This is a genomic window from Halococcus sp. PRR34 (assembly GCF_028617175.1).
Lineage (GTDB): Archaea > Halobacteriota > Halobacteria > Halobacteriales > Halococcaceae > Halococcus > Halococcus salifodinae.
The window spans coordinates 1-18,913 of the sequence record NZ_JAQJDA010000015.1; the positions used below are offsets into that span (position 1 = coordinate 1).

Annotated in this window: 13 protein-coding genes; 9 read left to right on the forward strand and 4 right to left on the reverse strand. The window is 61.2% G+C overall.

Annotation, left to right across the window (positions count from 1 at the left end):
* The first annotated feature begins 255 nt into the window (after positions 1-255).
* Positions 256-534: a hypothetical protein gene (locus PHA81_RS15330; protein ID WP_273837455.1), complete on the forward strand. Its 279-nt coding sequence runs from the start codon at positions 256-258 to the stop codon at positions 532-534.
* 50 nt (positions 535-584) lie between these two features.
* On the opposite strand, the gene PHA81_RS15335 is transcribed toward PHA81_RS15330, so the two are convergent.
* The 4 genes from PHA81_RS15335 to PHA81_RS15350 are packed head-to-tail and all read right to left on the reverse strand — an operon-like array spanning position 585 to position 6,325.
* Positions 585-2,246, reverse strand: coding sequence for a hypothetical protein (locus tag PHA81_RS15335; RefSeq protein ID WP_273837456.1), 1,662 nt, complete (start codon positions 2,244-2,246; stop codon positions 585-587).
* Positions 2,247-2,292: 46 nt separating this feature from the next.
* The gene (locus PHA81_RS15340) at positions 2,293-4,086 is read right to left on the reverse strand and encodes a hypothetical protein (protein ID WP_273837457.1); all 1,794 of its coding nucleotides are present in this window, start codon (positions 4,084-4,086) and stop codon (positions 2,293-2,295) included.
* Between the two features lie 2 nt (positions 4,087-4,088).
* The gene (locus PHA81_RS15345; RefSeq protein WP_273837458.1) at positions 4,089-5,852 is read right to left on the reverse strand and encodes a metal-dependent hydrolase; all 1,764 of its coding nucleotides are present in this window, start codon (positions 5,850-5,852) and stop codon (positions 4,089-4,091) included.
* A gap of 2 nt (positions 5,853-5,854) precedes the next feature.
* Positions 5,855-6,325 carry a helix-turn-helix domain-containing protein gene (locus tag PHA81_RS15350; protein ID WP_273837459.1) on the reverse strand — a complete coding sequence of 157 codons (471 nt, stop codon included), beginning with the start codon at positions 6,323-6,325 and terminating at the stop codon, positions 5,855-5,857.
* A 195-nt stretch (positions 6,326-6,520) separates the two neighbouring features.
* Between PHA81_RS15350 and PHA81_RS15355 the strand changes: the two genes are divergently transcribed.
* From PHA81_RS15355 to PHA81_RS15390, 8 genes are all read left to right on the forward strand, one after another.
* A complete protein-coding gene (locus PHA81_RS15355) occupies positions 6,521-7,021 on the forward strand; it encodes a hypothetical protein (protein ID WP_273837460.1) in 501 nt (166 codons plus the stop codon).
* Positions 7,022-7,127: 106 nt separating this feature from the next.
* On the forward strand, positions 7,128-9,077 hold the full coding sequence (locus PHA81_RS15360; protein ID WP_273837461.1) for a hypothetical protein: 1,950 nt from the start codon (positions 7,128-7,130) through the stop codon (positions 9,075-9,077).
* Positions 9,074-10,450 carry a hypothetical protein gene (locus PHA81_RS15365; RefSeq protein WP_273837462.1) on the forward strand — a complete coding sequence of 459 codons (1,377 nt, stop codon included), beginning with the start codon at positions 9,074-9,076 and terminating at the stop codon, positions 10,448-10,450. Before PHA81_RS15360 ends, PHA81_RS15365 begins: the two co-directional genes overlap by 4 nt.
* On the forward strand, positions 10,447-13,356 hold the full coding sequence (locus PHA81_RS15370; RefSeq protein WP_273837463.1) for a helix-hairpin-helix domain-containing protein: 2,910 nt from the start codon (positions 10,447-10,449) through the stop codon (positions 13,354-13,356). The genes PHA81_RS15365 and PHA81_RS15370 overlap by 4 nt, the downstream gene beginning before the upstream one ends.
* Before the next feature lie 285 nt (positions 13,357-13,641).
* Complete coding sequence (locus tag PHA81_RS15375) at positions 13,642-14,154, forward strand: hypothetical protein (protein WP_273837464.1); 513 nt, start codon at positions 13,642-13,644, stop codon at positions 14,152-14,154.
* On the forward strand, positions 14,141-14,647 hold the full coding sequence (locus PHA81_RS15380) for a hypothetical protein (protein ID WP_273837465.1): 507 nt from the start codon (positions 14,141-14,143) through the stop codon (positions 14,645-14,647). The genes PHA81_RS15375 and PHA81_RS15380 overlap by 14 nt, the downstream gene beginning before the upstream one ends.
* Positions 14,644-14,859: a hypothetical protein gene (locus PHA81_RS15385; RefSeq protein WP_273837466.1), complete on the forward strand. Its 216-nt coding sequence runs from the start codon at positions 14,644-14,646 to the stop codon at positions 14,857-14,859. Before PHA81_RS15380 ends, PHA81_RS15385 begins: the two co-directional genes overlap by 4 nt.
* Positions 14,850-18,899, forward strand: a complete 4,050-nt coding sequence (locus tag PHA81_RS15390; protein ID WP_273837467.1) for a hypothetical protein — start codon at positions 14,850-14,852, stop codon at positions 18,897-18,899. Before PHA81_RS15385 ends, PHA81_RS15390 begins: the two co-directional genes overlap by 10 nt.
* Positions 18,900-18,913: the final 14 nt, after the last annotated feature.

Sequence of the window (18,913 nt, forward strand, 5' to 3'; positions counted from 1 at the left end):
TCGCAGATGGCCGCCGTGTTGAGGTCGCGGTCGGCTTCGCTGATGAGCACTTCGAGGATGCGGACCTTGGTTTCGTCTCCGAGGACATCCACGAACATGGTCCCCTCGGCGAACGCCTCGTCCGCCGTTTCGGTCTGGCTCATACATGCATGTATCCGATCCTCTGGTTTAAGCCTTCCGCTGCTGTGCGCCTCGATGTCCAAACAATTGGAAGGGTATAAGTGAGCATAGAAATTACCCAGAAACGGGGACAAGATGGCGACCGACGAAGAAGTTCAGTTGAAAATTGTCACGAAGATGGTCCGCGAACCCATCACTGGCAGCAACAAAGTGACAGTTGACACCGCGAAGGGCTGGGTCGCCACGCATGACCGCGGACGGGCCGAAGAACTCATTCGCGACATGATCCGCGACCCACAGTCCCCGATTGAACCCTACGGCGGGAGCCGGGACAACATTCGCCTGACGAGTGTGGCGGATGCAGTGGACTTCATCGAAGCGCACGGCGGAAACGTGCCCTTCGGCGTCGGATAGTCCCCCACTCCCGTAGTAGTTCCGCGAAGAAATCGTGTTCTGGAGGTGCGCTATCGAGAGCGAGATCCGCCTTTCGTCCAGCGGGCGCTCTCGCTGATTCCACCCGTCGAGTCGTCCGTACTCGTCCACTTGACGGTCAACTCCCCGAGCGACACCTGCTGAGGCACGCTGAAAACGAGATAGCCTGAGAACGTTTCGCCCTCATCGGGATCGTAGACACCGCTGTATAGGTCGCCTTCGACCGGAGTAACAAGGCTCTGATTCACTCCGCTGGCCTGCTCAAACATCTTCGAGGCGCTTCGCACCGCGAATCCATCTGCGAACGGCACTCCTTCCGACTGTCCGACAGCGGTTGCTTCGACGTTCACCAGCACGAAGCGCTTGCCAGTCGGCGGTGACACCTGATCGTTGCTGTCTGGGTAGTTGTTCTCGATCGCGACGGAATCAGCCGCTTGGAAGTCACTCAGCGTGATCCTGACGTTCTCGGTAGTGGTATAGCTCTCCCCGAACGCGAACGTCGGCGGGACGTACTCGACGGTTTTCGTCCGGTTGAACGGCGCGAGTCGATACGACACCGAGCCGTTTGAGGAACTGTTGATAGTAACGTTCTGCTGGACGCTCTGGCCGGGCGGCACCCGCGCGGTGATCGGTGCGACCCCACCCCAGTTTCCGCTATTCCCGATACGCGATTCAACCAGTCCTCGGAACGTCCGCGTCGAATTGGCTTTATTCGAGACCGTGATGTTCGCCGTAGCATCCTGCCCCTGCATCGCAGTCTTCGGTAGCTGTAAGCTCTCGATGGCGAATTGCGGGAGATCGCGCGTGCCCTGCTGTGGTGTGTTGGTCCATTCGATCTCCGGCGGAGTCTTGGACGTGTCTCGCTGGTAGATCACCGTGACCGCTTTGCGGGCCTTCGAGCGTGGTATCTCCCCGAGCAACCAGCCCGAGCGCTGTTGGCCCGGCGAGAGTTGAAGGTTGGTCAGGGGTTTTCCCTCGATCTTCGCCGCGCTCAGAGGTGTATTGGTCCCAAGTGTCTGTCGCAACTCGCCGTTTTTCAGCTGAAACTCGCCGTCGAGTGAGGCCGATTGCGAGCCGACGTGTTCGAGATCGACACGAATGACGGCGAGCAGTCGGTTCGAGGACGCTTTCTGGAGGAACGTCTGTTGGCTGCTCGAAGGCGAGTAGAGAAGCGCCGGGTGGAAGTCGATGCTCTTGACCGTCGCCTTGAGCGAATCCGAGAGGTCGAACGTCGTTCCGAAGGCGGCGGTTTTCGGCTGGACGGTGACAGTGTGGCTCACCTCCGAAATCCCGACGTTGAACGTGTAGCTGTCGGCAATGTCGAATCGAATCGGGTCAGTCTGTATTTTCACGCGCTCACCGGGCTTGATCGTCTGTTCGACCGGCCTGTCTAGGGTGCTTCGGCCGTCCGAGACCCGGATGTTCGTACTGAGCGTGCCGGTCTCGCCGCCGACGTTCGTCACGTCAAGCGTGAGTCGGAACGGCTTGCCGAGCGTGACCTTCGAGGGTCCGGTGAGCGCTGCGCGAGCGAACCGTGCGGGACCGCTCGTGGTCGAGATCGGCGTGCTCGTCGGTGTTGCGTTCGTGCTATTGTTCTCCCCAGTGCTACTCCCGCAGCCGGCCAACAGCGCGAATCCGACCGTCGTGCCCGCCGTGAGGAACTGTCGTCGGTTCGTCGAGGATCGGTTTGTCATGGGTCAGTTTGATTTCGCTCTGATTGTGGGTAGATATATAATCACCTCAATCGCCGCCGAGAAGCGCGGTGAGCGCCCCGAAGACGGCCAGCACCCCCACGACGATCAGTGCAATCGTCCCGAGGAACAGGAACAATATCAGGAAGAACCCGCCGACCGCTACGCCGATAATCTTCTTTAGCAATCCTTGTTCGCTCCGCCCGCCAGCACCCACAGTCCCAGCAGTGCTGTTGTAACTCGGAGCAGGCAGCGAACTCAGGTTTCCACTGCTGCCGACCTTCTGTGGGGCTTTCAGCCCTCCGGCCGTACATTGCTTCCCGAAGCCGACACCGCTCCCGATCTTCATGCCGCTGACGCTCTCCGGCGAGGAACCGGGAACCTTGAAGCACGTCTCCCTGATTAACGAGTTCTCCCGGCCGCTGACCTGCACGATTGTATCCGTCTGTGCCCCGCTGAAGACCGAATGAGCGATTGTGACGTTGTGCGGCGGTGGTGACGCGTGCCCGCTGTATCCAGTACCGGGACCCTCAGCACGGACCGATGGCTGATCGAGATTGTTGACGATCCGGCAGTTCTCGATTTTCAGCGCGCCGCCACTCCCGCGGACGAGGACCGGCGCACCGATCCCCTTGCTCCCAACCGAGCCAACACGGATGTCGGCGTTCCGTAGAACGGCCCCGCCGGCTTTCGCATAGCCGTTGTCGCCACGCTCGATTTTCACCCCGTTCGTCGAGAACACTTCATTGAATCCGCCACCACTCGTCGGGCCTTTGTAGCGATCCTTGTCGATGACGAGCGTCACGCCGTCAGCCCAACTCCCAGTGCCGGAAAACCGCAGTTGGCTCACCTCGTTGTTGACCCACTGGCCGCCTTTGATCTGGACGTTACCGGGTGTTCGCCCGCCGTACACGCCGTTGTCGGCCGCTCCTTGTGAGATGCAATGGCCAATTTGAGCGGTGCCACTGTTGCCCGAACCGACCCAGAACATCGGCGCTCCACCTGAATTTTTATCGCCCGGTAAACCGATATACCGACCGACGACCCGCTCGGCGCGCACGGTCGCTCCCTCATCGGACTGGAGCGAGCACGGTGGAATCTGGAGACTATCTGATACTCCTTCGCCAGTGTTGTCCTGTACGCCGATGAACCGGATGTCACGGCCTTGGACGAACCCGCTTGATCCGATCACGATGCCCGTGCTGCTCTTCGAGCTTCGCTGATCCATCACGAAGTTCGCGAACAACCCGGTCGTCGTCCGGAAGTTGATGCGCGTGCGTGAACCGCCCGCCGCAACGAACATAGCAGCATTCTTGCCGGGCTTCGGCGGGCTACTGGCCTGCTTGTAGCCAGCGCCGACCATTCCGAACGTCCCGTCGACGCTCGCCTGAAACTGCCCCGAGAGCAGGTATTTCCCCGGTGGAAATACGATGAGTGTCCCGTCCTGCATCGCCGATCCATCTATGTCCTTGTGGATCGGCCTCCCGCCCGAAGGGTCACAGCCAACGTCTTTCACCGCATCGAGCACGCGGTCGAAGCTCGGCGACGTGGGTGATCCCGATCCCGAGCCACCGCTGGTGTTGCCGCCGGCACCGGCTTGCTGAGCCGGCCCGTCACCCATCCGCTGCTGGTAGTGCGTGTATTCAGCCTCGGCCCACGTGCGTTCGGCTGCGCGTGAGGGCGAGCCGTGCCTGTCGAAGCGGCTTCCCACTGTTTGATCCTCCCCAAGCAATTCTCGGCTCGGTCCCGCGCTCGCCGTTTGAGCACCAGCGCTCGCGGAGAGCGCGACGGCGGCCGCACCCGTCATGAACGTCCGTCGTGACATTTCGACGGTCTCGCTCACAATTACAGTCGCCTCCAGAGCGACGGTATCACGACGATCACCGCCAGAACGATGGCAACCACTCCGAGCGGGTGCGAGGCAATCCACGCGCCGACACCGCCGCCGCTGTTGGAGTCAGCCGCGCTCGTTCCGGGCTGGCTCGTTACGACAGTAGTGCTCTCGGTGGTCGTGTCCGACGGCGTGGCGCTCGATACCGCCTCGGAGGTGGACGCCGAGCCGGTGATCGTCACGCTCGCCGTGTCGGTGACGACCTCCCCGCCGTCGGTGTAGCCAACGTCCTGGAATCCGTCCGTACGGACGTAATCGTAGCTTCTGTTGCCGTCCGTGTCCCGAGAGGGGATGGCAACGAATGTTTGATCGCGCTGGACAGGCTGTAACAGCGTGAGTGAGACGTTCCGGTGGGTTCCAGCCGAAAGATACTGCGAGTACCCAACCGAGGTTTGGGTCGGATCGCCGCCACGAAGGTAGCTCTGGTTGTGAACGACGACGAACCCGCCTTGTGGGACCGTCACCGATCGGATGGTTACTTCGACGCCATCCGTGCGCTGATCGGGAAATCGGATGCTCGCGGTCGGCGTGGGTGTCGCGTTCGGATCTTCGCGCGACCCGCAAATGGTGATGGAACCGCTGTCCGCAACGAGGCGAGCGGTAGAGCCTGATTCGTTAACAAACGGCCGGTCAGTGGCCCGCCCGGAGGTGATGAACTCGAACCGGCTGTTGTTGTTGCTGTCCCGATACAGCACCGCCTCGTAGGTCCCGGTGCTGTTGAGTGTCGTCTGATTAGCGACCCCGCCCGGCGGACTCTGATTGACGCGCAGCGAGACGTTCTGATGGGTGCCCGCGTCGAGGCGCTTAGAGACCGCGATCGTACTCTCTTCGAGCACGCTTTCTTCGCCCGGCCCGGTGCTATCGAGTACGACGAAGCCGGGTTCCGACAGCGTGACCGACTCGACCGTGATCGTCGAGCCGTTGATCGTCTGATTCGCTAGCGAGACCGTCGTACTCCCGCTCGCGTTCGTCGCGTTGGTCGTGTTCGTCGCGTTCGCTTGCGGGGTTGCAGTTTGGTTCGTACTCTGGGCGTCAGCCACACCGGCCGGCGAGAGGGTCGCCGGTCCACCGAGAAACGCACCCGGAACGGTCGCAACGACCACGAGCGCGATAGCGACCATCCCCGCACCGAACAGCGCGGAGTTCGCCGTCGGACTATCCGCCCGCAGCGAGCTCAAAGAGAGCCGCCAGTTCGAGACCGGCAGGAACGGTTTGACCCCCCGAACGGTAATCACGTCACCGAGCAGGTGCGCGAGCACGCCGTAGGCCCCAATCGTGACTCCGAACAGGGCGAACGACCATCGGCTCACGTTTCCGCCGGCCTGCTGCTGGAGCGTCGTGACGATCTCGCCCGGCGGAAGGTTCGGAATGAGACCTGTGAGGAACGCCGTCGAAAGCTCCGGGAGAAAACTCAACAGCCAGTCCCAGACCCCCACGAGCGTTGTGAGCAGGCTATACAGCAGGTCGAAACCGTACCCACCGAGGAGCCAGCCGGTCGCCCCGAGCACCCCGCCAACGACGACGACGGCCAGCAGCGAATGGCTCAGTCCCCGATGGCTCAATCCGGGCATCTGAAAGTCGCGGTCGGGCACCGGTTCGACCGCCTGAATCCCGAGCCAGCACACTCCGGCGAGCAGGAGCTTTCCATCGCTCGCCAACAGATAGGCGAGCGGCGCGAACGCCAGCAGAGTCATGCCAGTATGGCCTTGTCTGTTCATGCTCAGTCCCGGTTCCCGTTCTCGTTCCTGTGAGCGCAGTACAGCGAGTCGGTGCCGATCTCGATACGCCGGTCGATCTTGCTGATTTCAGTCTCTGCTTCAGTCAGCCAGTCTCGGAGTTCGTTCTGGAAGCGGGATTGCACCTCTTCGGGTGGCAGCGGCGAGTAGACGAGGCCGCGGCCGCCCGTCTCGAACGTCCGTTCTTCACGGGTGACGAGACCGGCATCATGCAACGCGCGAAGCGATTTCGCAACATACCGGCGGTGACGATCAACGACCTCAGCGATGCGGTCGATCTTACTGCCGGGGTGTTCGACCACCGCGATATACGCGCGGATGTGCGATTCTTGGAGGTTGAATACGGAAAGCAACGCCTCTTGTGCAGGAGAAGGATCTTGGAATATCTCGCCGATGGCTTGTTCTTCGGCCAGCGGTGTGATGTCAGTTCCAGTTGAGGGGTCAGTCTCGCCCATACCCCCGCTCGCTGCTGAATAAAGGAGTAAATAGAGCGTCCTGTCTTTGGGAAAGGAAATACTGCTTAACTTATATCTATATTTGAAATATCATACTCATTTTCTGTCCCAAAGACATATCGCTCTATTTTTTTCTTTATGTAGGGGTGAGAGGTGACATCGGCATCACACATGAGATGGTGCCCGAAATCACCTATGTCAGTTACCATCGCCGACGTTCAGAACCGAGTCGCATCGCTCAAGCAGGGAGCCTATCGGAAGGCTCCAGTCCCGGCAGTGCTCGCCAGTTGGTCGTTTGTCGGTCTCGAACGCCTCGGCGAGAAAGCGACGAGCACCCGCAAGCGGCGGATGTCGCTACTCTCCGTGGGCTTGATGATGACGTTCGTCGGTCCCGCAGCCGCTCAGGAGGTCAGTTGTGGGAGTGGACCACTGTCGTTTCTGAGCCGGATTCACTCGCTCATCACGCAGGGTGCGGGAACGATCATCGTCTCGATGGTGATCGTCGCTGGCGTGCTCAAAATGATCCCCATGCGCGGGACGAACAGTTGGGGCAACGCCCTCGTCGGCAGCGTCATCGTCGGCGTGCTCTTCCTCGTCCTCGGCCCGGCGCTGGTTGACCTCGCTGATCAGAGCACCGACGCCGTGAGCCTGGACGCCCAGTGTACCGGCGGCGGTGGCGGCAACAGTAGCGGGTAACCTAGCGGCGCTTTCGCCCCCGATCATGCACGTTTCACCATTTTCAACCGATCAGGACGGGAGATTCGGTCGCACAGTCACCATCACACTCGTTGCTGCTCTATTAGTGAGTTCGATAGCCGGAGCCATCGCTGCACCACCCGTCGCCGCCCAACAGCAGAACGGCAGCGCACAGGCTGGAAACGGCGATTCCATCACGAAACAGGAGTTCCGCAACTGGATCGATGAGGTGATGGGGATGAGTAGTAACGGCGCTGCTCAGGAGGCGGCCCGGAAGAACCTAGAGATGGTTGACATTCTCGCGCGCGCGTTCAAGCAGAACGTCGATAGTCAGCTATCGGACACTCGCCTCAGAGACACCATCAAGGAACGTCCGCAGTACGTCATCAACAACGTCGATCAAGCGTCCGGTGGCGGGCCGTTCCCCGCGCCGGTCGCCGCGGCGAACAACGGCGGCGCTGGTGGCGGAGGCGGTGGCGGGAACAGCACGAACGGATCGGCCGACAACGGATCGGCCGGGAACGGAACAGCCGGGAACGGAAGTGCGGGAGGCCCCACGTCGAACGAGTCGGTCAACCGCATCATCAGCGAGTTCACGTCGAAAAATCTCGGCTACACCCAACTCTCGAAAGAGAACAAATCGCGGGCGAACGACATCCTGCTATCGATCACGCAGGGCAACCTCAGTCAACAGCAGGTCAACTCGAACTTCACCACCCTCGAAACCCTGTTCGCAAACGCCAGCGGCGCGGGCAATCTCGGGAGTACCGAACTGAAAGAGCAGCGCCGCCAGATCGTCATGGAGTACGTCGGTGAGCGAGAGAAGCACGATCCACTCCCCGACATCAACATCGACATTCCGGGGATGCTGGACGCGAAGATCGAGTCATTCGCCAATACGATGCGTGAGGGTGCTGGCAGTATCCTCAACAAGGTCTACGGTCTCGCGTTCTCGACCGCCGTCCCACAGAACGATGGCTGGCAGGGAGTTCTCGGAACGCCGACCAACGAACCGTTCCAGCCGCTCTATGAGCAGTTGCTTCAAGGCAAGCTCTATCCGGTGTTGAACATCCTGCTGGGAACGGCAGTGCTGTTGATCGGTATCTCGCTGGTCGTGAACCCGCTCATGTCGCGGTTTCGCGGGCTCGATCTCATCATCAAGTTCGCCTCGTTTCTGTTCCTGTACGTATCGGCATGGGCGATAGTCACGCTCATGCACGGGATGGTCAACGACATCACAGTGTGGCTTCGGCCGTCTGAGCAGGCAATGGAGTCTCTTGCTACTAATATCACGAAACTCAGCGCCGGAGCCGTCGGCGCGTACTTCGTCGGCGCGGGCGGGATACTGGCGAGCGTGTTTAGTCTGGGTGTCGAACTCGGCCTGCGCCGGGTCGCTCTCCAGTATTTCTTCCCGTATATCTTCCCGGTGCTGCTGTTGTTGCTGTACGTCTCACCGTGGCAGCGGCTCAAAAGCTTCGCCAGCGTCGTGCTCTGGCAGTATGTAAACGTCCTGACGATGGTGATTCCGATGGCGATACTGCTGAAAGCCGCAGCCATCGTCAGTCTCACGACGAGCAGCGGTGTCGTCTCGATGCTCGTTCTGGTCGCGTTGTTCCTCTTCGCAGTGAGCATCCCGACGATCACGACGTACACGTTCCTGCAAATTCCGGGCAAAGCCGCTAGTGTCGGGAAATCCGCCGCTGTTGGTGCCGCAGATCGCGCCAGCACGGCCAAAGACAAGCTCGGATGGAGTAGGGATTCGGCGAGCACCGCCACCGCGACCGGCGATACCACCCCCGGCAGCCGCACCGAACAGGCCGTCGAGGTCAGTACCGACGGTGGTAGATCGGGCATCCCGAGTTCGGGCGAACTCTCCTCCGAGCAGGTCGAGAGTATCGACCCCACAAGAGAATCGGCGACGACCGCCGGGCAAGTCCGCGATCTCGAACAGGCCGAGCATCAGGACCCGATGAACCCCTCGGCGATGAAGGAATCGTACTTCGAGGACCATCCCCAGCGGATGACGATGGATGAAAAACTCGCCAGCCAATCATGAGACAGAACCCACGCGAACTCATCAACGACATCCACGAGACCGTTAGCGATGACGACAGCGAGCGCGAGATCCTCGCTGACTATTCGGAGAACCCCACGATTTGGGGCTATTCGAAGATTTGGCTGTTCTTCATGCTCATCCCGGCGATGGTCATGTTCCGGGTGTCGTCGAGCTATCTCACCGGCCAGAACCAACTCTACGGATTCATCGCGACGTTCCTGCTCGCCGGTCTCGGTATTCTCGCCACCGTGGCATCGCCGGGCGATATGTCCGCCCGCGATTACTTCGAGGCGATCGTTTCCCGACACGCTCACCAACAAGAGATGATTCACGATTCAGCACCCGAGGAAAGCCGACTCGAACAGCCGACAAACGACTCACTGCTCGGCCGGTTCGCACGCCTCCCACTCGTCCGCGACTGGCCGATCATCGGTGCTGGCGACTACAAGCCGACGCAGGAACTCGTTCCACACAAGAAACCGTTCCGCGGCGAGTACGCCATCGAGCTTGACGACGGCACGCTCATCGCCGGCATCCGCATCCGGGCAATCCCGCTCCGCCTGGAATCGACCGACGCCAAAGCGAAGGCTGAGAGAGCTGTCGCCAACGCCCTCGAAGGCACCGTGGACTATGCCGCTCAGTGGATTTCGCCGACCCGCGTCGCGAACTTCGAGCGCCGACGCTCGGAGTGGAAAGACCGCGCTCGCAACTACCAATCGCAGGCAGACCGGCTCATGAGCGCCGAAGGTGAAGAAGAAGCTGTTGACGCGATCCGTCAGCAGATTCTCGCCGACATCGCCAACGAGCGCGCTGCTGGAATCAACCTCTACGAGGACACCAAGCGCATTCGTGAGCACTACATCATCGTCAGCGTTGCCCCCGGCGAGGCCGTCATTGATCGCTCGTCGGAAGCCGGCGGTCTCGGCAGCGTTCCCGGCTTCCGGTGGTTCGTCGAGCAATACCGCCTCTACCAGCAGTCCGGCTCCGAGGAACACGTCGCCACGCTGATCGACAAGCTCGAACGCCGTGCCGACGACCTCGAACGAGAGCTACGCCGTATCGACGGTCTCACGCCTATTACCCTGCCGTCCGAGGAGTTCTCGGAGGTCATCGCGGACTACTACCGCGGAACGAACGTCCGCGCTCACGAGGAGTTCACGCAGACAATTCGCGGCTCGCCAGTTCCGGGCGACGAGGAAGTTGGCGACCCCGAGCACGACGTGAGCTACCAGCACATCACCAACCGCGATCGTGCTGGTTCATCCCCGTCAGCATCGCCAACGAGTGTTCACGCCACCGACGGCGGAGCCAGCGAGAGCGAACCAGAACAGCGCAAACAGAACGACAGCGACCAGCGAGGTGATTCTTCATGAGCAACGCAGCCAACACGTCCGACGACCAGCCAGCAGACGAGTTGAACGAAGACGCACTCGTGGGCCTCGCAGCCGACGACGAAGAACTCTCATGGCGGTACAAAACCGCTCTCGCGCCCGATACGTACAAGCGCCATACCGACGGTGATGAGATAAAGGGCGAGTACGGCGAGATCGACGGAGAATACTACACTCAGACGCTCGAAATCCGCGACTGGCCCGCGATCCCCGCCCACGGCTTCTTTGACCGCATCGTGTCGTTCTCGATGCCCAAGGTAGATGTAACGCTTTCGACACACCTCACTGGAGAAGACGAGCGCGAAGCCGACCGGAATCTCGCGGGAGCGGCCGATTCGCTCAAAGGACGAGTCAAGAATCTCGCGAAAAACAAGTGGATACCCGATTACTTCGTTGAGGAGGCCGCCGAGGAGTACGCCGATGTGAAGCGCACCCAGAACACGGTATCGACGTCGGAATACGGCCTCTACACCTCTCACACGTACATCGAAGTCCGAGCGCCGGACCCGGACACGCTCGATACGGCGATCAAACAGATCCGCTCGCGGATGCAGGACGTGTCCGCTGATGCGAAGCCGCTGAAATACCACTCCCAACTCGGTTATCAGACCGCCGCGCCCGCGTGTAAGGACTTCATGGGTGGCAAGACCAAGATGACCGGCGACGGTCTCTCACGGCTCATTCCGTGGACTGCTCGCAATCTCATCGAACCCGGCGGGATCGAACTCGGCATCAACGAGGACACGGGTGACCCTATCGTACTCGATCTCCAGAACCGCGAGACGGGCTTCAACGTCGGTGTCTGGGGCACTATCGGCAGCGGGAAGACCACGACGGTCACGCGGCTGCTCTCCCGACTGAAAATGAAACACTCCGACATGCCCGTGGTCATCATCGACCCGAAAGAGGAGTTTGCCGGCTTCACGTGGCTGTTCGACGGCGATCGCGTGGTGATCGGGTCGGATACCGGAATCAACCCGCTCCAGATCGAGGAAACGTCGGCTGAAAAGCTCGCAGAGATCGGCGAGGAAGCACCCTATCGCAACGCGATCCGGCGGGCGATGGACTTCGTGCGGAGCTTCTACGACTATCTGGGCATCCCCTTCGAGGACAAGCAGGGGACGTGGCGGAAGGCCATTCAGAAGGCGTACCGGGGACGTGGCATCACCAGCAACCCCGAAACCCACGAGAACAAGAGTCCGACGTTCGCCGACGACGTGTTCCCGATCTTCTTGGAGATGATTCGCAACCCCGAGAAACACGTCGAAAACGAACTCGATGACGTTGACCTCTCGAAAGACGAGCTCCAAAAGACTGCCAACGACATCTACCAGAACGACATCGGCGCGTTGAAGGAGGACGGCGAGTTCGCCCACCTCTCGAAATCTACCGACATCGACCTCCAGAACATCGACGTGCTGTATCTCGACTTGCAGAACTACGAGTCCGAGACCACCGCCGGCCTGATGATGGGGCCGCTGCTCACAGCAGTGCTCGAACAGGCCAAGAAGGTGGACGAGCCGGTGGCGCTCGCGATGGACGAGTTTCACTATATGCTACACAACTCGTCGTCGCTGGAGACGCTGAAACAGGGCTACCGACACTCCCGGCATTCGGATCTCTCGATGATTACGGCCACCCAATCGGTCGAGGAGTTCTTCACCGAGAGCGACGACGGCAGCGGCCAGCAGTTGACCGAGACCGCGAGCACGTTGACGAACCTCATGTCGGTCAAAATCTGGCACTACCTCGAAGAGATGGACGAGGACTGGGCCGGTGAGTTCGATATGAGCGAATCCGAACGGCAGTATATCGATGACGCTTCGACTGGCGACCCGACCGCTCAGGCACTTCTCCAAACGCAGAAGAAAGGGAGCTATCGGCTGGACGTGAACTTCTCGGACAAGCTCAATCCCCGAGAATTTTCCATGAATCAGTTCGATCCGACCGATCACGGATCGGACCCGCTCGCCTATCTCGATGGCTACACCGACCGCACGGGCCGCGATGTCACCGAGTGGTCGTGGTCGATGCCCACCGAGAGCGACGAAGGCCAGTCAGAAACCGAACTCGCCGACGGCCGCACGGTCACGACCGACGTTTCCGACGTTGATACCGTGCCCGGCGACGGTGCCGATAGAGCTCACTCCCCAAGCGAGAGCACCGACGCCGAGGATGAAGCCAGCGAACCGGAGATCGATGAATCGGACGACGGCCAGGAATCAGGCGGGATCGCCAGCCGGCTGAAAGACTCGGTGAGCGATGTCGTCGGGGGCAACGGCGACCAAGACGCGAGCGAAGCCGTCGAGGACCCAGAGTTGACCGACATCCACGGCATCATCACCGCCCGGATGGCCGGCGACCTTCGAGCAGCCGGCTACGAGAGCGTCGAGGAGTTTTTCGCAGCCGACAACGCAGCGCTCGCAGAGGTCGAAGGCCTTGACGTGACCAAAGCCGCGTTCCTCCGTCGACAGGCTGCCGAACCGCTCGGTCGGTCCAAATCGATCGTTGAATCGCCAGAGGCAACGGACAAGCGCGAAGAAGACGCCGAGAGCGACGGACAGCCGCCCGAGGAACCGCAGCCTTCGGATAGCTCCGACGCCGATGAGAGCGCTGATGCAGCCGAGCAACCGTCCGAGAGCACCGACGACGAACCAGCCCACCCTGCTCTGACGGACATTCAGGAGGTCGGGAGCGACCGCGCCGACGTGCTCCGGGAAGCCAGCTTCGAGACGGTCGAGGACGTGGCAGCCGCCAGCGAAAGCACCCTAACCGACATCGAGGGAATCGGCGATGCACGCGCCGAGACGATCGTCGAGAGCGCGAGCAGTCTCGTCGGCGAGCAGGCGGAGGGTGCGGTGGCCGGCACGGCAGGAGGTGACGATTGAGATGTCCAACACATCCTACGAGCGACGAATCGACCGACAGCAACGCCACCAGTGGGCATGCCGTCGGTTGGGTAGTCGAGCGCTGAAATGGGCGATTCTCAGCTACGCATTTGTGACGGTCTATGGGACGTTGTACGGTTCCCATCCGGTAGTCGTGCATCGTCTTGGTATCTCGTTGGCAGTGTTGTGCGGTGTGCTTACGGCACTGTTCGCTGGGTTGTTCGTCGTCTCGAAGCTCACGACGAAGTTCGCCACGTGGCAGTATCACCGAGAGGCGAGTGTCTAATGGCGGATTCCGAGACCGAACCCACGACCAGCCGCCCAAGGAAAAGCGAGGACACCGCGACCATCGAAGGGACTGACACGGCGATCTCCGAAATCGCGCTCCTAGCCGAACAGATCAGCGGGGCCATCGGGTTCCCGTTCGGTGAATCTGAGTCGCCCGCTACGTCCGAGCATCTGAATGACGACGGAGCATGGGAATACCACTTCGAGACGGACGACACGTGGGGGTTTGTTGCCGCCAGTCCCGATGCTTCGACGCCGGTCGAAACCACCTATCCCGGCTGGAATGCGATTACAGTTCAGCCGGGCCAGTGGGCGGTGTTCTGCAACGGTACGTTCGCAGGGGTCGTCTCGCCCTGCGGCGGCCGGATCGGCGGGTATGCCCTGCTCGAATACGGTGACGAGATCACCGACCTCGAAACCGCGATGCTCGATGCGTTTCGGACCGAGCACGAAGCACTCACCGAGCAGTCGAACACTCCGTCAGAACACCCGCCACATGACCGCAGCTGACACCGTATTGAACGCCGAGACACAGCGCGCACTCCGGCGACGAGTCAGACAACTCAAAATGGTGGCTGTCGGCGGACTCGTCGCTATCGTGCTGTTCGGGGCGGCCGGACTCTCGGCGACGTCTTCGGTACCGTGGCAACTCTCGGTCGTCGTCACCGTCGTCGTCGCGGTCGCGCTCCCGGTCGCCGTGCCCTACGCGATGCTTCGCGTCTACGGTCTCGCCCACCGCGACGTGTTGTACGTCGCTAAACGAGCCTATCGAGAGGTCGCCGCCGAGATCATCGCGCTCAGTGGCACCTCCACCGTTTCCGTTGCTTTCGGCGAGTCCGGCACCGACACCGACGAAACGGCTGATTCCGTCTCACACAGCCCTGTCGAGGCCGGTCCCGACGATACAACCACCGGCTTCGAGAGCGGTGAATCCGCCGACGGGAGCAGCATCGCCCACGAAACTAGCCAGACCGAACCCACGCCTACTGAAACCAACTCATGATTGACGACACTCCCAACCGAATGTCCGACGACCTGTTCGCACAAGATGAATCGTCCGCTCACCGCTTCGTCGCCGGGCGCACAGGCACCGGGAAAACTGATCGTCTCACCGCAGCAATGGCCGCTCTCCATGCCGAGAGCGCCCCCGAGTGGTTCGGTCTGAAAGGCGACGACGTGGGCGTGGCCGACGGAGGTGGTGACCAATGGGCCTGACCTCGTTTCTCAGCGGCGATTCCGAGCCGTCGGTCATCGAAGTAGACGATACGCTTGCGACCGACCTCTACGACCGCTCACGGGACGCTCGGCTTCAGACTGTCCGCCCGTACAAGAACACCGAGAACGGGTTAGAGCGCGGTATGAAGCTGCTCACCGCGCTCCACGACCCCGACACCGGGATGCTCGGGATGCGAAACAAGTCCGAACCGCTCGCTTTCGAGCTACACTACGGCGCTGAAACCGAACTCTTGCAGTCCCGCGTTGCGACGAAATCCGAAGAACGCTTCGAGCTTGTCGATCGGCAGGTAGAATCGCACTACGCCGATAGCGACACGCGCGAAGTCGATCCGTCGTTTCTCGAAGTCCAGCCCGGCCAGCACGTCGCTGGCACGACGCTCCAACTCCGTCAGCGCGACGAGTTCGAGCGCTTGCGCCCGATCAGGAACTTCCGACTCGATCCCGACCACTTCGAGATCGGGCCGTTCCGCTCGATCGCCCGCGAGATGGTCGGCGCGGCCCACCGCCCCGACTGTGACGTGCTCGTACAGTCAGTCATCAAGCCCGCCGTCTCCACCGCCAAATGGGACCGCAACAACTGGTGGTACGGGATCGACCAGACGATTGATTCGGTGACTGGCAAGGACGCCGGCAGTTCGATGAACTGGGATGAGGTCGGCAAGGCCATCGCCGAACCCTTCCAGCAGGCCGGTATGACCGAGCGTCAGCAGCGCCACGAGGAACGCCGTCGTCGCCGCGAGCACGAGGAAACCGGCAACCGATTCACGGGCGGCAGCGGCGAGGAGCCGACAGCCAGCCGGTCGGACGTTGCCCAACTGCTCGATCAGCAGCGAGGGATGCGTGGCTACCACCTCTGCATCCGTATCATCGCCGTCAGCGACGACCGTGACGAGGCACAGAAGCGCGTGCAGGATACGGCCGGGATGTTCCGCAACTTCTACGACTCGCGCTTCCAGCAGGGGTTCGTCCCGGTCAACCCCTCCGGCAAGAAGCTCCATCGCGTGCTCCAGCACGCCGCGAGCCGCGAATACACCGACCGCAAAATGACGTTCCCCGTCGATACGCTTACGGGCGTCTGTAAAATCCCGACCGACCTCGCGCTCCAGCAGTTCGATCACTCGATGTCTGCCGCCGGACAGGGTGTTCCGCCGCGTACACCCCGGTTTGAGTGGGACGAAACCGGCCTCGACCGCTCGACTGCCGCCCTCAGTGCGCGCCAGCGTGCGCTACTGACGATCGACGATCCCATCAAGCCCTATTGGTACGGCTACGGGATGCGAAGCGAGATCGAGGCCGGCGTCGAACCCGACGTGTTGAACGTTCACCAGTTCGTCGGCGGCTCGACTGGTGTCGGGAAGACCACGCTGCTCATCAACTTCTTCTATCAAATCATGCAGCGCGGCCACGGCGGGCTGTTCTTCGATCCCAAGGGCGACGACGCCAAAGACATCGTAGAACTGCTGCCCGACCACCGCGAAGACGACCTCGTATATCTCGACATCGGTGCCGACGCCGAGTACGAGGTCGGCTTCAACTTCCTCGAAATCCCGCTCGAAGACCCCGACCCCGAGAGCAACGCTTTCGATAGCGCTGTGAGCGCTCTCGCAGACGATTTCGAGGCGCTGCTGGCCCAATCCGGCAACGGTGATTGGGGAGCGCGTATGAGTGGGATCACTCGCGCGGTCGTCCGCGGTCTCGCCGAGTACCAAGTGCGTACCGACGAGACCGTGACGATGCTCGATATGGCGTTCCTGCTCGCTGACGAGGAGGGCCGCCAGCGTATCCATCAGATGATGGGCGAGGAGCGTATCGAGTGGATTCAGCAGGCGACTCACGTCATCTCTGAGTATTCCCAGGACGATCTCGAACCGCTTTCACGGCGGCTGTGGGAGTGGATCTTTTCGAGCACTATCCGCTCGGTCGCCAGCCACCCCTCGACGACGATCTCGATCGACGACATCGTGCGCGAGGGGAAGATCGTCGTCGTGCGGAATAGCGCCAGCGGTGATACCGCCAAACGGCTCGTCGCCACGGCGCTCATCCGGCGTATTTGGCTGGCGATTCAGCGCCAGACGAAACGCGACGATCTACCCGACCCGCCGAAGTTCTTTGCCGTGTGCGACGAGTTCGATAAGATCGTCAACGAGCACTCGAACATCCACAGCATCTTGAGTCAGGCACGGGCGTTCGGCCTCTCGCTCACATTCGCCGCTCAGAACCTCGATGCAGGAGGGAGAGACGACGACAAAGGCATCCCACCGGGTATTCAGAAATCCATCCGCAGCAATTGTAAGACGTTCCTCACGTTCGACCCCGGCGACCCCGAGGACGCCAGAGACATCGCCCATCAGCACTCGAAAAACATCGATGGCGAAGACATCGAGGAACTGTCGGACTACCGCATCTACATGCGGACTCACGACGATCAGAACGACAAGACCGACTCCTACAAGGTCAAGACGTTCCCACCAGCGGCCGAAGCACTCCCGGACGAGAAAGTGCGCTCGGAGGCCGAGACCGACGCGCTGATCGCCGAATCTCAAGAACGCTACGGCCAGCCCGTCCGTTCGACCAGCGAGATCAAAGACGAGATGATGGTCGATCCGACCGGCGGCACTGGCACGATCGATGCCGACGCTGCACTCCCCAACGAACTCGACATGGAGGACAAGCGCGTGCGTAATCGCGCACTGAAAGTCGTCTACGACGAGTCGATACGGCAAGGTGATCCCGGTGAGTACGTCGCCGTCGAGGACTGCCTCGGCCGCCTACGCCGGTATCTCCCCGGCGGTGAGGAGATCAACAGTGTCGGACAGGCGTGGCGCGAGATATTCCAAGAAATCTCGGATGCCTACCTCGACGACCGCGAGAACGTCATCGAGGAGGGTGAGGAGGCCCAGACCGAGGTGAAGGCGCTCGATATGGGCTTCATGAACATCGGCCACAAGGAAAACGACGGCGGGAAAGAGCACTGGGAGCAGATGGCCGACGCCTACGTGCCGTTCACGCAACTCGGCTTCGTCTTCGACATCCCCGCGCAGACGGGTGGAGCCATGCCCGACGGTCTCGCCAAGCTCGACGACGCGCTCTACCTGGACGATCTCGATGTTGACGACCACGATCGGGTAGCCACGCGGGTCAACAACTATCGCGACGACCACGCTATTCTCGATCGGCTCGCAGGGACGCAGGATGCGTTCATCGAATCCGAGCACTCGACGGGGCAGACCCAACCCTCCCAGACGATCTCGAACCTCGTCCAAGCGCACAACGAGGGCCATCGGTGCCTGTTCATCTGCCGGCCGGGGGACGCAGAAGCGATCTATGATACGGTGGCCGGCGAGGAACCATGTTACCGGGATGGTCATTCTGTTGAGGGCGAGCAGCGTTTCTACACGTTCACGAACAGCCTCAGCATTGACGGCCAGCAGATCACCCGCCCCGGCGCGTCCGACAACGTGTGGGTGTACGATGAGCAGACCGGCCAGTACATCCTCCGTGACAACGACGGCACCGAGCACGCGCGCTTCGACACGGCAGCAGACATCTTCACCGACGCCAGCGCCTATCCCTCCGGTGGCGACCGGACGATCAAGCCGCCGGCCATCCCCGAATACGAGTTCGACGGGGGCGATCCAAGCGCTGTCGAGTGGGACATCATCACCGTGCCGAAGCGCGAACGCGACGAGGACGACGAGAAGATACCACTCTCACCAACGGACCTCGAACTCTACCGACCAGACGAGGAGAACCAATCGCTCTCAGAGGTGATCTTAGAAGTGTGTCACGGCGATGGCAGCGAGGAACAGGCAGTTGGACCGTCTAGTCCGGCGGAGGCAACAGCGTCGGAAGCCGAATCAGCAGCCTCGGATGGGGGCGCTGTTGATCCTGAGCAGACGGACCGCAACGAGCCGGCCGACGGAGAGAGCAGAGACGATTCAGACCCCCCAGCGGATGAAAACGAGGCTGCGGATGAAGATGGTGAGTTTGTAGACGAACTCGGCGAATTGTTCGAGTAGGCGCACACATTTCG

Excerpts from the sequence above, each read along its gene's own strand:
- PHA81_RS15330 (WP_273837455.1), top strand. The coding sequence starts at position 256 with ATGGCGACCGACGAAGAAGTTCAGTTGAAAATTGTCACGAAGATGGTC.
- PHA81_RS15335 (WP_273837456.1), bottom strand. The coding sequence starts at position 2,246 with ATGACAAACCGATCCTCGACGAACCGACGACAGTTCCTCACGGCGGGC.
- PHA81_RS15345 (WP_273837458.1), bottom strand. The coding sequence starts at position 5,852 with ATGAACAGACAAGGCCATACTGGCATGACTCTGCTGGCGTTCGCGCCG.
- PHA81_RS15350 (WP_273837459.1), bottom strand. The coding sequence starts at position 6,325 with ATGGGCGAGACTGACCCCTCAACTGGAACTGACATCACACCGCTGGCC.
- PHA81_RS15355 (WP_273837460.1), top strand. The coding sequence starts at position 6,521 with ATGTCAGTTACCATCGCCGACGTTCAGAACCGAGTCGCATCGCTCAAG.
- PHA81_RS15365 (WP_273837462.1), top strand. The coding sequence starts at position 9,074 with ATGAGACAGAACCCACGCGAACTCATCAACGACATCCACGAGACCGTT.
- PHA81_RS15370 (WP_273837463.1), top strand. The coding sequence starts at position 10,447 with ATGAGCAACGCAGCCAACACGTCCGACGACCAGCCAGCAGACGAGTTG.
- PHA81_RS15375 (WP_273837464.1), top strand. The coding sequence starts at position 13,642 with ATGGCGGATTCCGAGACCGAACCCACGACCAGCCGCCCAAGGAAAAGC.
- PHA81_RS15380 (WP_273837465.1), top strand. The coding sequence starts at position 14,141 with ATGACCGCAGCTGACACCGTATTGAACGCCGAGACACAGCGCGCACTC.
- PHA81_RS15385 (WP_273837466.1), top strand. The coding sequence starts at position 14,644 with ATGATTGACGACACTCCCAACCGAATGTCCGACGACCTGTTCGCACAA.
- PHA81_RS15390 (WP_273837467.1), top strand. The coding sequence starts at position 14,850 with ATGGGCCTGACCTCGTTTCTCAGCGGCGATTCCGAGCCGTCGGTCATC.